This window comes from Corynebacterium auris (genome assembly GCF_030408575.1).
Lineage (GTDB): Bacteria > Actinomycetota > Actinomycetes > Mycobacteriales > Mycobacteriaceae > Corynebacterium > Corynebacterium auris.
Genome location: NZ_CP047047.1, coordinates 1,482,199 through 1,494,896, shown reverse-complemented (window position 1 = coordinate 1,494,896; position 12,698 = coordinate 1,482,199). Strand labels below are relative to the sequence as shown.

Here is a 12,698-nt window from a genome sequence, read left to right as displayed (position 1 = left end):
TGCTAGGCGGCGAAAGCGAATTCGGGCGGCAGCGGGGCCGTCGGCGGCTCCTTCGGATCGGGGATCGGCGGCTCCTCGACCGGCGCCTCGGGCGGAAGCGACGGGTCGGGGGCCGGAGTGAACGCGAAGGTGAGGCCGTACTCGCGCTCCAGCTTTTTGATTCCGGCGAGGCAGGAATCGAGGTCTCCGTCGACGTCGTAGCGGTCGCACAGTGTGTGGCAGGCCGCATTGAAGCGGGCGTGGTGGGCGCGGGAGCGGCGCCTATCACTGATCGGGGTTGTCCAGCGCGGCGCCGTGGGAGTGATCTGCTCCCGGAAGATTCCTTTGTTTTCACTGGCGATCCATGTTCCGTCCGCGAAGAGCCAGATGGTGTCGCCCGTGCGAGGGTCGGGGACGTAGAAGGCGCGGCGGTCGGTCTTGAGATTGTGGTGCGCTTGGCACAAAGAATAGAGGTTGTCCGGGGTGGTGGCCCCGCCTTGCGCGTAGGGAATGCGGTGATCGAGTTGGCAGGCCTCGGCGGGCTGGTGGCAGTCGGGGAAGACGCAGGTGCCGTCTCGGTGCCGCACATAGTCGGCCATCGCTGGGGTGGGCCGGTAGCCCGCCACGCGCTTTTCCGCGGCGTCAGCGGTGTTGGTTACCCGCGGCGGGGTGGCATCGAAGAGGGCGTAGAGGGTCTCTAGGTCATCCGAGTTGGCCCAGCCAAATCCGGCGATGTGGATGGAGCCGTGTGGGGTGGCGGGGGCGTAGAGGTTCAGGACGGGCTGGACCGAGGTAGTGATGTCTCCCGCGAGCAGTTTCACGAGGGTGTCGGCGAGGCTGAGCTTGTGCTCGCGGGCGACAGCCCTAACGCGGGCGCGGATGCAGGCCATGGTGGCGCCGTTGGTGACCAGCTCGACGCCGTAGCGCTGGCCGTGCTCGTGGGGGATGGGGAAGAAGGAGGCCTCGTTGGCCGGGGTTGGGGCAGTTTCACGCTTCGTGCGGGCAACGGGGTTGAAGTTGACGGTGGCGTCGATCGTGGCGATAGTCCGGCGTAACTTGCGCGTAATGGCCCAGATGCTGGGCAGTAGTTGTCCGGGGCGGGTGAGGGTGAACATGGCGACGAGGGCGGTGTCGAAGATCGCCCAGGCTTCGGCCGTGGTGGTTTCGGGCAGGACAGACAGGGTGCGGTCAATGGCGTCGAGGCGGGCTATGTCGAGGAGCTTTTCTTTGTGCTGGAGGGCGCGCAGCGCGGGAAGGTCGCGCAGGCGGGCGTAGCCGTGGATGCCCCGGTAGATGAAGCTCTTACTGCGCCTGGTCATCGCCATCAGATCCGCGACGACTTCCTCCTCGTCGGCCCCGAGCAGCGGCTCTGCCGGATCGGCGTAGCGGTGGAAGATGAGGAACTCTCCCTCCGTGATCATGCGCGCACCGTGCACCCGTGGATCGTCGTGGGTGTCCATTGCTCCCCCTAGTGTCCCTAGTGTTCCCCGTTTGAGTTACTACTATGGTATCGAACAAAGTAGCGATAGTCAACCGTTTAGCGGCCAAAAAAAAGCAAAAGTTCGTTCACGTGAGCGATTACTTATTCGGTCCGGAACATGTGACTGTCATCTCAATCAATCGGCCGCTATTCCATATGCCATACCTATCGAATTACGATGAGCCGGTCATTCCAATTGAATGACAGGTAGATATTGAAAGAGGTGATGGCTATGACTGCGGAACACATCGCGGCGGCATCGGGAAATGCGAGCTGGATGCTTGTATCTGCGAGCCTGGTCCTGCTCATGACGCCGGCGCTGGCGCTGTTTTACGGCGGGATGTCCTCGCGGCGCAGTGTGCTCAACATGATGATGATGTCCTTCACAGCGCTCGGCGTCGTTGCGGTGGTCTACGTGCTGTGGGGCTGGTCCATGTCGTACGGAACCCGGTCGCTCGGGGGAGTGGTGGCCAACCCCTTCGAGTTCTTCGGGCTGCGCAACTCCACCGTCGACGCGAACGGCAATTACATCGACGGGGCCAACGGCTACGCCAACGTGATCGACGTTTGCTTCCAGCTCACCTTCGCGGCGATCTCGGTGGCGATCATCTCGGGGGCGTTGGCGAGCCGGGTCAAGATCGGTTCGTGGGTGATCTTCGCCGCGGCGTGGGCGACGCTGGTTTACTTCCCGCTGGCCCACATGGTGTGGGGTGGCGGCCTGCTCAGCCACCACGAAAGGTCCGTCGCGGCTTGGATGTTCGGAACCGAAAACGGCGAGGCGCGCGTCGCGCCGATCGACTTCGCCGGGGGCACCGTCGTCCACATCTCGGCAGGCACGGCCGCGCTGGTGCTGGCGCTGATGGTGGGGCGGCGGGAGGGCTTCCCGCAGTCCAACTCTAGGCCGCACAACCTGCCGCTGGTCATGCTCGGAGCGGCGCTGCTGTGGTTCGGTTGGTTCGGGTTCAACGGGGGCTCCGCGTTCGCGGCCGCGGGTCTCGCGGGGCTGGCCTGGCTGAACACCACCGCCGCGGCGGCGGCCGCGATGCTCGGCTGGCTGGGCGTCGAAAAGCTTCGCGACGGCCACGCCACATCCCTTGGGGCGTCCTCGGGCGTCGTCGCCGGGCTGGTTGCCATCACGCCCGCGGCAGGGGCGTTGACTCCGGTGACTTCTCTCCTCCTCGGCCTCGGCGGGGGTGTGCTCGCCTGCTTCGGGGTCGGTCTGAAGTACTGGCTCAACGTCGATGACTCGCTCGATGTCGTCGGGGTCCACCTCGTGGCGGGCGTGTGGGGCACCATCGGCCTTGCCTTCGTGGCCAATGGCACGGGCGTGCTCACCGGCGGCGGAGCGGACGGGTGGCGCCTGCTGGTCGTGCAGACGGTGATTGCCCTCGCGGCTATCGTCTTCGCAGGGGCGATGACGTGGCTGATCACCCTGGCCATCAAGCACACGCTCGGCTGGCGGGTCACCCGGGAGCAGGAGTTCGCTGGTATCGACTACTCCGTCCACCGCGAGACCGGCTACGACATCGGCGGCCCCGGCATGCGCCCAGGCGGGGTGCCGCGCGAGAGCCTCGCGGACGGAAATAAAAGCAGGCCGCGGTCCCCGGAACGGGCATGAGCCGGCCGAGGGGAAAGGATCAAGCAATGAAACTCATCACAGCAGTGGTCAAGCCATTTACGCTAAGCGACGTCCGAGGGGCGCTCGAGGCGGTCGGGGTCCACGGCATCACCGTGACGGAGGCGCAGGGGGCCGGACGCCAAAGCGCCGCCGTGGAGTACTATCGCGGGGCGAAGTACTCCTCCTCTTTCGTGGCCAAGGTGAAGATCGAGGTCCTCGTCACCGAGGCGCAGGAAGCCGACGCGCTCGAGGCCATCGTCGCGGCTGCCCGGACGGGCGAGGTCGGCGACGGCAAGGTGTGGGTCAGTGAGGTGAGCAGGGTCATTCGCGTGCGCACCGGGGAGGCCGACGAGGCCGCCATCTGAGGCAGGGAATGTGCCTGGGGGCCCGCCCACGCGCTAGGCTGTAGCGAGTTCAATTAACGCCCGTTTCTTAGCCTATCGACGCAACAAAGGGGAGTGCCCACCGTGTTCGAGTCTCTGTCCGATCGCCTACAAACAGCCTTGGGGGGCCTGCGTGGCAAGGGCAAGCTCACAGAGGCTGATATTAACGCCACGGCCCGCGAGATTCGTCTCGCCCTGCTCGAGGCGGACGTCTCCCTGCCGGTGGTGCGGGCCTTCATTAAACGCGTCAAGGAGCGAGCACTCGGCGCCGACGTCTCGGCCGCGCTGAACCCGGCGCAGCAGGTGATCAAGATCGTCGACGAGGAGCTCACCAACATCCTCGGCGGCGAGACCAGGCGCCTCAGGCTGGCCAAGAACCCGCCGACGGTCATCATGCTCGCCGGCCTCCAGGGCGCGGGTAAGACCACGCTGGCCGGCAAGCTCTCCAATCACTTGGCGAAGCAGGGGCACACGCCGCTGCTCGTCGCGTGCGACCTGCAGCGCCCGGGCGCGGTGCAGCAGCTCCAGATCGTCGGTGAGCGCGCCAACGTGTCCACCTTTGCCCCGGACCCCGGCACATCCACCGACTCGTACGAGCACGAGATGGGTTCCTCCCACGGCGACCCTGTGGACGTCGCAAAGCGCGGCATCGAATACGCGCGTCAGAACAAGAACGACGTGGTCATTATCGATACCGCGGGCCGTCTCGGCATCGACGAAACCCTGATGAACCAGGCGCGCGACATCCGCGACGCCGTCGACCCGGACGAAGTCCTCTTTGTCATTGACGCGATGATCGGCCAGGACGCCGTGACCACCGCCCAGGCCTTCGCCGACGGGGTGGATTTCACGGGCGTCGTGCTGACCAAGCTCGACGGCGACGCGCGCGGCGGCGCGGCTCTGTCCATCCGCGAGGTCACGGGCAAGCCCATCCTGTTTGCCTCCACCGGCGAGAAACTCGACGACTTCGACGTCTTCCACCCCGAGCGCATGTCCAGCCGGATCCTCGGCATGGGCGACCTGCTCACCCTCATCGAGCAGGCCGAAACCGTCTTTGACCAGCAGGAAGCGGAGAAGGCCGCCCAGCGCCTCGGCTCCGGCGAGCTGACGCTGGAGGACTTCCTCAACCAGCTGCTGATGGTGCGGCGCATGGGGCCGATCGGCAACCTGCTCAAGATGATGCCCGGCGGCAGCGCCATGAGCGAGATGGCCGATATGGTCGACGAGAAGCAGCTCGACCGCATTCAGGCGATCATCCGCGGCATGACCCCCGCCGAGCGCGACGACCCGAAGATCCTCAACGCGTCACGCCGCAAGCGCATCGCGAGGGGCTCCGGCGTTACCGTGGCCGACGTCAACCAGCTGGTCGAGCGCTTCTTCGCAGCGAAGAAGATGATGGGCCAGATGGCCAACCAGTTCGGCCTGCCCGGCATGCCCGGAATGGGCGGGGGGCGCTCGGCGACGAAGAAGAAGCCCAAGGGGCGCAAGACCAAGAGCGGCAAGCGCAAGCCGCCGAAGCGCCGCAGCGGCGGCGCACCCCAGATGCCCGGCGGAATGCCCGGCATGCCCGGCGCTATGCCCGGAATGCCCAGCGCCAAGGACTTGGAGAAGCTGCAGGGCCAGATGCCCCCCGGGATGGAGGGCATTGACCTCAACAACCTGGACTTTAACCAGGCGATGAAGAACCTCGGCAAGAAGCGCAAGTAGCGCCGCTTACTCTGCCGAGGCGCCCTCCTCGGCGTAATCCACGCCGAGCTCCTGGAAGACCGGCTCGATGGCCATCCACAGAAGTGGCGCTAGCGACAGCGCGTAGGCGTTTGAAATGTGGTTCTGGTCCCGGTAGACGGTGACGTTGCCGATGGCAGGCAAGCACGCGTCCTCGGGGCAGTACCAGCGCGAGGTGTCCACGCTCCACTGGTTGTCGCTGCCGTCGAGGTAGGCGGCTGCGGGGTCGACGTCCTCGTAGGCCGCCTCGCGCGGCATGGCGCACTCCTCGTTCGTCCCGCCGCTGGAGAGGCACAGGTTCGGGTCCAGGCGCTCCCCATCGGGCTCGAACAACCAGGGGTTGTCGCGCAGGCCCAGGAAGGGGATGCCTTCTTGGGCGAGGATGTCCCACACCTCGACGTAGCTTTCGGGCACCCCGTCCACGCTCATCTCCGCGCCGCCGGCGCTTCCTTCCGGGCGCGTTGAGGTGGAAATGACCAGGTCCGGGTCGAGATCGACGATCTCCTCCATCACGTTTTGCGACCACTCGGTGCACTCCTCGGAGACCACCGAGTCGTCGTAGGAGACCACAATGGGGCACTCTTGGCGGATGAAGGGGATGAACTTGAACCCGTACTCTTGGCCCAGCACGTCGAGGGGGATGCCCAGGGGTTCGACGTGAGAGCCGCCGGCGAGGACGATCGTCGTCGGTGCGTCCGGGTCGCCGTAGACACAGTCGGGATCCGGCAGCTCCTCGGGGGAATCCCCAATGAAGAACATGCAGCCGTCGTTGGCGATGGGCGGGTAGATACTCGAGACGATGTCCGGGTCGGGCATGGGGGGCAGGTCGGGGGCCTGCGCCCCGAGCAGCACGAGGGCACCCGGGTAACGGAAGGAATCGAGCGGGGCGTCCGCGTCCTCGACCTGGCTCGCCCAGTAGGGCTGGACCAGCAGGACACCCGCGGACAGCGCCGCGACGACGGTGCCGCCGGCTGCCCGTGCCGCGCCCTTGCCGGTGCGCAGCACACCCCACCCGGTGCGGACGCGGTTTTCGTCCGCCTTCGGGCGCTTGGCGTGCTGCCGCAGCGGCTTTTCCACCAGCTGGTGCGTCACGTGCGCAAGACCGAGGGAAAGGACGATCACGGCGAGGCCGATCCACCACGGGGGAGTGTCGAACCCGCCGAAGACGGTCAGGATGATCAGCAGCGGCCAGTGCCACAGGTACAGGGCGTACGCCGTCTCACCCAGCCACCGCGCGGGGCGAGACGACAGGACGGAGGAGACGGGGTTGGCGGCGTCGCTCAGGATCACCAGCGCGGCGCCCGTGAGGGGGAGCAGCGCCAGCGGGCCGGGGAAAGCCAGTGCGTCCGCGATGACGACGCCGGTCAGTGCGATGGCGACGACACCGAGGCCCGCCGTAAGCCCCGACCAGCGGCGCGGCAGGCGCACTGCGGGGGGCAAAAGGGCGAGCAGCCCGCCCAGCGTGAGCTCCCAGGCGCGGGAAAAGGTGGAGTAGTAGTTGTCGCCGGTGCCGAAGAACCCGTGGCGCGAGGCCCAGGCGAAGGAGGCGACGGTGATGACGGCCAACACCGCCACCGCGGCCCACCGCGTCGCGGCCAGGCTGAGGACGCGGCGTGAGCACAGCAGCGCCAGCAGGATGCCGAAGAGGATGGCGGCCAAGTAGAACTGGCCCTGCACGCTCATCGACCACAGGTGCTGCAGCGGAGAGGTGTCCTGGCTGGCAGCGGCGTAGTCCGCCTCCTGCCAGGCGAGCTCCCAGTTTTGGTAGTAGAGCAGCGACGCGGTGAACTGCTTCGCCAGGTCGGCGTCCATGAGCCCGGGGGTCAGGGTGAGCACCATGACCGCGGTCGCGGCCACCACCAAGGCGAGCGCCGGGACGAGGCGGCGAATGGTGCGCCACACCGGCCACCAGGGGTTCAGGTTCGGCTTGGGGCGAAGCGCGTAGCGCAGCTGCGAGCCGAGAAAGAAGTACCCCGACAGCAGAAGGAAGACGTCGACGCCGCCGGAGACTCGACCGACGAAGATATGGAAGATGACGACCAGGGCAATGGCGAAGCCCCGGAGTCCGTCGAGGTCGTAGCGGTACGTGGTGGACCGCTGCTGCGGAGTGGAACCGCCCATGGGGAATCTCAATTCTGTATGTGGTGCATTGCTTAAGGCAGCCGGGCAGACCCCGGCGCGGGGAATCTACCGACCATACCCATGCGGGTAAAACCATAGTTAATCCCGCCGCGCGCAACGCCCGAGCGACACGGCGGCCGCGCGGAGGTGCGACGGGTGGCGATTTGGGCAAAGTAGGTGCGGGCCGGTAGCGTGTATGCGGTTGTCGGGCCGCGCCTCCAGGCGGGCCCAGCAGCACCGACATCATACTGCGTTAGCGCCGGGTCCGTCCTGTACACATCTGGTCGGCCGGCCGGTCACGCGCAGGGTAAAGAAGAAGGGTTGAACCGGCCCGCCGAACCGCGGCGGGTGTCTGAACTGCCCGGTGACGTGTAGTAAGGAACATTCATGGCTGTCAAGATTAAGCTCCAGCGCCTCGGCAAGATCCGCAACGCTCAGTACCGCGTGGTTGTCGCCGACGCCCGCACCCGCCGCGACGGCAGGGTCATCGAGAACATCGGCATCTACCACCCGAAGGAAGAGCCCTCGCTGATCCGCATCGACTCCGAGCGCGCCCAGTACTGGCTCGGCGTGGGCGCCCAGCCCACCGAGCCCGTCCTCGCCCTGCTCAAGGTCACGGGCGACTGGCAGAAGCACAAGGGTCTCGAGGGCGCCGAGGGCACCCTGAAGGTGGCCGAGGAGAAGCCGTCCAAGCTCGAGCTGTTCAACAAGGCGCTCGAGGAGGCCAACAACGGCCCGACCGCCGAGGCGATCACCGAAAAGCGCAAGAAGGCCAAGGAGGAGGCGGAGGCCAAGGCCGCTGCCGAGGCCGCCGCAGCGGCCGAGGCGGAAGCCAAGGAAGCTGAAGACGGCGCCGAGGACGCCGGCGAGGCTGAGGAGTCCAAGGAGGACTAGGCGCCGGCGCTGGTACATACCGCGCTAGTTCACACGGCGTTAGCCCGCCCAGCACCGAAGGGTCCGCGAGGTATCGCGGGCCCTTCCGCGCGTTTCGGGGCCGTGTCCGCGGCGCGGGTAGAGTGAGCTGCCATGGAGGTTCAAGTAGGCCGCGTCATCAAGTCGCACGGGATTCGCGGGGAGGCCGTTGTCGAGTCCACGACGGACGTCCCCGAGGTGCGTTTCGCCGTCGGCGCCACCCTGGCGGGCACGCAGGCAGCCAAGGAGCAGACGCTGACCGTAGAAACGGTGCGCCCGCACAAGGGCCGCCTGCTGATCAAGTTCCGCGAGATCCCGGACCGCACCGCGGCAGAGAGCCTGCGCGGCATGAAGTTCTTCGCCTCACCCCTTGAGCGCGAGGAGGACTCCGAGGACTACTACGACCACGAGCTGATCGGCCTGAAAGTAATTCACGAAGGCGCGCAGGTCGGCCAGGTCACCGGCGTCATGGACGCGCCGAACCGCAAAATCCTCGAGATCGACTACGAGGGCCGAGAGGTCTTGGTGCCTTTCGTCATGGATTTCGTGCCCGACATCGATCTCGAGGAGGGCACCCTGACCATCACCCCGCCCGAGGGGTTGCTGGATGTCTAGCCCGAAGCTGCGCCTGGACATCCTCACCATCTTCCCCGCCTACCTCGAACCGCTGCGCCACGCCCTCGTGGGCAAGGCCATCGAGCAGGGGATCATCGAGGTCGGCGTGCACAATGTGCGCGACTGGGCCGCCGGCGGACACAAATCGGTCGACTCGCCCCCGCTCGGCGGTGGCCCGGGCATGGTGATGAAGCCCGAGGTGTGGGGGCCCGCGCTTGACGACGTCGCAGCCGGGCGCCCCGGCCACACCCTCACCACGGCGGCCCCGCACCGCAACGATCGCCCCCGCCACGACGAGGTGGAAAAGGTCGCGCCGCGCCCGTACGACGCCGCGGGCGAGGATACGGACAAGCCCCTGCTCCTCGTGCCCACCCCGGCGGGGGAGCCGTTTACGCAACGCCACGCGCAGACGTGGTCGCGCGAAGCGCACATCGTTATCGCCTGCGGGCGCTACGAGGGCATTGACCAGCGCGTCTTCGAGGACGCCGAGAGGCGCTACCGGGTGCGTGAGGTCTCCATCGGCGATTACGTCCTCGTCGGCGGCGAGGTCGCCGCCCTCGTCCTCGCCGAGGCGATCACGCGCCTGATCCCTGGCGTGCTGGGCAACACCGAAAGCCACGAGGAGGACAGCTTTTCCGCCGGGCTGGTGGAGGGGCCCTGCTACACCACCCCGCGGACCTGGCGCGGCCTCGATGCCCCGGCGGTGCTCGCCTCGGGCGACCACGCCAGGATCCGGCGGTGGCGCCGCGACCAAGCGCTTGCGCGCACGGCGCGGGTGCGCCCCGAGCTGATCCGGGCCGCTGAGCTCGACGAGGACGATCTCTTTGCCCTCTACGGGCGCGGGGTAGTCACCACGGTGCGCGGCGAGGTGAGGCGCCCGGGGGACGTCGTGAAGCGAATGCGGCGCAGCCTGCGGAAGGCGGGATACCGCGAGCCGGACATTGAGGTGCGCGGCGGGGAGATCACCGTGACGGGGCGCACCGCGCTCGGGCTCGATGAGGCGACGCGCGCGGTGGCGGAGGCGGCCGGGCTGACGGGGCACTGGGAGGGGCGCACGGTCGAGGCTGGCTAGAATCGCACAAATGACATTCATCGCAGACACCATCGCGACGGAACTCGGGGTCAGCCCGGCACAGGTGACGGCGGCACTCGATCTGTTGGCCGCCGGCAACACGGTGCCCTTCGTCTCCCGCTACCGCAAGGAGGCGACCGGCGGGCTCGACGACGCCCAGCTGCGTCACATCGAGGAGCGCAACACGTACCTGACCGAGCTCGCCGAGCGCAAGGAGACCGTCCTGGCCGCGATCGAGGAACAGGGAAAGCTCACCGACGAGCTGCGGCGCCAGATTTCCGAGGCCGACACCAAAGCCCGTGTCGAGGACCTCTACCTGCCGTACAAGAAGCGCCGCAAGACGAAGGCGGACATCGCTCGCGAGGCGGGGCTCGAGGAGCTCACGCAACTGCTTGTCGACGACCCCTCCGCCGACCCGGAGGCAGCCGCCGCCGACTACCTGAGCGAAGGCTTCCCGGACGCCAAGGCCGCCCTCGAGGGTGCGCGCGCCATCCTCGTCGACCGCTTCACCACCGACGCCGACCTCGTTGGCGAGGTGCGCGAGCGCTTCTACGCCACCGGCACGATGAAGGTCGCCGCGGTGGAGGGCAAGGAGCGCGAGGGCGCGAAGTACCGGGACTACTTCGACTTCTCCGAGCCCTTTGACACCCTGCCCAGCCACCGCATCCTGGCGCTACTGCGCGGGGAGGCGGAGGGCTTCCTCGCCCTCGAGCTGGATCCGGGCGAGGACGAGGTCTACGAGGGCATGATCGCCCGCCGTTTCGGCCTGGACGTGCGGGCGAGCGCGTGGCTGGCCAAGGCGGTGCGCTGGGGGTGGCGCACCAAGCTGCAGGTTTCCTCCAACCTGGACACCCGCACCCGGCTGCGGGAGAAGGCGGAGGAGGGCGCGCTCGAGGTGTTCAAGACGAACCTGCGCGACGTGCTGCTCGCCGCCCCGGCCGGGCAGCGCGCCACGCTCGCGCTCGACCCGGGCTACCGCAACGGGGTCAAGTGCGCCGTGGTCGACGGCACCGGCAAGGTCCTGGCCACCACGATCGTCTACCCGCACAAGCCGCAGAACCGGTGGTCTGAGGCGGTGCAGGAACTGGCGTCGCTGGCGGCCGCGAACGGCGTGGAGCTCATCGCGGTGGGAAACGGCACGGCTTCGCGCGAGTCGGAGAAGCTCGCCGGCCAGGTCGCGGACATGATCGCGCAGGCCGGGGGAGCGCGGCCCACCCCCGTGGTGGTCTCCGAATCCGGCGCCTCGGTCTACTCCGCGTCCGAGATCGCGGCGGCGGAGTTCCCCGACATGGACGTCTCGCTGCGCTCAGCGGTCTCCATCGCGCGGCGGTTGCAGGACCCGCTGGCAGAGCTGGTGAAGGTCGACCCGAAGTCCATCGGGGTGGGGCAGTACCAGCACGACGTCAACCAGGTGGCCCTGGCCACGACCCTCGACGCGGTGGTCGAGGACGCCGTCAACTCCGTCGGGGTGGACCTCAACACCGCCTCAGCCCCGCTCCTCGAGCGTGTCTCCGGCGTCACGGCGACCATCGCCAAAAACATCGTGGACTACCGCGATGAAAAAGGGGAGTTCACCACCCGCAAGGAGCTGGGCAAGGTGCCGCGCCTCGGGCCCAAGGCCTTCGAGCAGGCGGCCGGCTTCTTGCGTATCCGCGGCGGGGCGAACCCCCTGGATGCCTCGGCCGTGCACCCGGAGGCCTACCCGCTCGTCGAGCGCATCGCCGGGGCGACGGGGCTGGCCACCGCGGAGCTGATCGGCAATTCCGCCGTGCTTTCCCGGCTCGACCCGCACCAGTTCGCCGACGACACCTTCGGCGTGCCCACGGTCACCGACGTGATCGCCGAGCTGGACAAACCCGGCCGCGACCCGCGCCCCGAGTTCGTCACCGCCACCTTCAAGGAGGGGGTGAACGAAGTGTCCGACCTCACCCCAGGCATGATCCTCGAGGGCACCGTCACCAACGTCGCCGCCTTCGGCGCCTTCGTCGACGTGGGGGTGCACCAGGACGGCCTCGTCCACGTCTCCGCGATGAGCAACCGCTTCGTGAGCGACCCGCACGAGGTGGTGCGCTCCGGGCAGGTTGTCAAGGTCAAGGTCCTCGACGTCGACGTCGAGCGCCAGCGCATCGGCCTGAGCCTGAGGCTTGACGACGACCCGGCGGCGCCTTCCCGGCGTTCTTCCGGCGGCAAGGGATCCGGCGGCAAGGGCAAGCGGGCGCGAAATGGTGGGGCGCCCCGGGGGCGTCGTGAAGCACAGGGCTCGATGGCCGAGGCTCTGAAGCGGGCGGGATTTGGTAAGTGACCGGCGGTTCTGTAACATTGCCCGGGTTGTTGTAAGTGACACGAACCAGCCGAGCGCCCCTCGGGGAAAAGCCGCTAGGGTCCTCTGTCCTGAAACGTAAAGGATTGCTGAGATGAGCAACGGCATCATTGATCTTGTAGACGCAGGCCAGCTGCGCGACGACATCCCCGACTTCCGCCCCGGCGACACCCTGGGCGTCCACGTGAAGGTTATCGAGGGTTCCGTCACCCGTACCCAGCTCTTCGAGGGCTTCGTGCTGCGCCGCCAGGGCGGCGGCATCCGCGAGACCTTCACCGTGCGCAAGGTGTCCTTCGGCATCGGCGTCGAGCGCACCTTCCCGGTGCACTCCCCGAACATCGAGAAGATCGAGGTCCTGCGCCGCGGCGACGTCCGCCGCGCCAAGCTGTACTACATGCGCGAGCGTCGCGGCAAGGCCGCCCGCATCAAGGAGCGCCGCTAGTACTAGTACTGCCGCCGCGTACCCCGCCCGC

The 12,698-nt window shown here is 67.7% G+C and carries 10 protein-coding genes; 8 read left to right on the top strand and 2 right to left on the bottom strand.

Translation table 11 applies throughout. The annotated features are described in order from the left end of the window. Nucleotides 1–2 precede the first annotated feature (2 nt). Nucleotides 3–1,439, bottom strand: a complete 1,437-nt coding sequence (locus CAURIS_RS07185) for an HNH endonuclease signature motif containing protein (protein WP_290341331.1) — start codon at nt 1,437–1,439, stop codon at nt 3–5. Between the two features lie 252 nt (nt 1,440–1,691). Here CAURIS_RS07185 and CAURIS_RS07180 point away from each other — a divergent pair, with 252 nt between their 5' ends. From CAURIS_RS07180 to ffh, 3 genes are all read left to right on the top strand, one after another. Further along, nucleotides 1,692–3,077, top strand: a complete 1,386-nt coding sequence (locus CAURIS_RS07180; protein WP_290341329.1) for an ammonium transporter — start codon at nt 1,692–1,694, stop codon at nt 3,075–3,077. A gap of 26 nt (nt 3,078–3,103) precedes the next feature. Next, entirely contained in the window at nt 3,104–3,442 is a 339-nt protein-coding gene (locus tag CAURIS_RS07175; RefSeq protein WP_290341327.1) for a P-II family nitrogen regulator, read from the top strand. A gap of 102 nt (nt 3,443–3,544) precedes the next feature. Beyond that, entirely contained in the window at nt 3,545–5,167 is a 1,623-nt protein-coding gene (ffh, locus tag CAURIS_RS07170; RefSeq protein ID WP_290343349.1) for a signal recognition particle protein, read from the top strand. A 6-nt stretch (nt 5,168–5,173) separates the two neighbouring features. Here the strand turns inward: ffh and CAURIS_RS07165 are convergent, their stop codons facing one another. After that, a complete protein-coding gene (locus CAURIS_RS07165) occupies nt 5,174–7,306 on the bottom strand; it encodes an acyltransferase family protein (protein WP_290341325.1) in 2,133 nt (710 codons plus the stop codon). Between the two features lie 387 nt (nt 7,307–7,693). Between CAURIS_RS07165 and rpsP the strand changes: the two genes are divergently transcribed. From rpsP to rplS, 5 genes are all read left to right on the top strand, one after another. Next, nucleotides 7,694–8,200, top strand: a complete 507-nt coding sequence (gene rpsP, locus CAURIS_RS07160) for a 30S ribosomal protein S16 (protein WP_290341323.1) — start codon at nt 7,694–7,696, stop codon at nt 8,198–8,200. Between the two features lie 132 nt (nt 8,201–8,332). Then, nucleotides 8,333–8,833 carry a ribosome maturation factor RimM gene (gene rimM / locus CAURIS_RS07155; RefSeq protein ID WP_290341321.1) on the top strand — a complete coding sequence of 167 codons (501 nt, stop codon included), beginning with the start codon at nt 8,333–8,335 and terminating at the stop codon, nt 8,831–8,833. After that, on the top strand, nt 8,826–9,905 hold the full coding sequence (gene trmD / locus CAURIS_RS07150; RefSeq protein WP_290341319.1) for a tRNA (guanosine(37)-N1)-methyltransferase TrmD: 1,080 nt from the start codon (nt 8,826–8,828) through the stop codon (nt 9,903–9,905). Before rimM ends, trmD begins: the two co-directional genes overlap by 8 nt. A 10-nt stretch (nt 9,906–9,915) precedes the next feature. Next, nucleotides 9,916–12,207 carry a Tex family protein gene (locus CAURIS_RS07145; RefSeq protein WP_290341317.1) on the top strand — a complete coding sequence of 764 codons (2,292 nt, stop codon included), beginning with the start codon at nt 9,916–9,918 and terminating at the stop codon, nt 12,205–12,207. Nucleotides 12,208–12,319: 112 nt separating this feature from the next. Then, nucleotides 12,320–12,667 carry a 50S ribosomal protein L19 gene (rplS, locus tag CAURIS_RS07140; protein ID WP_290341315.1) on the top strand — a complete coding sequence of 116 codons (348 nt, stop codon included), beginning with the start codon at nt 12,320–12,322 and terminating at the stop codon, nt 12,665–12,667. The last annotated feature ends 31 nt before the right edge of the window (nt 12,668–12,698 follow it).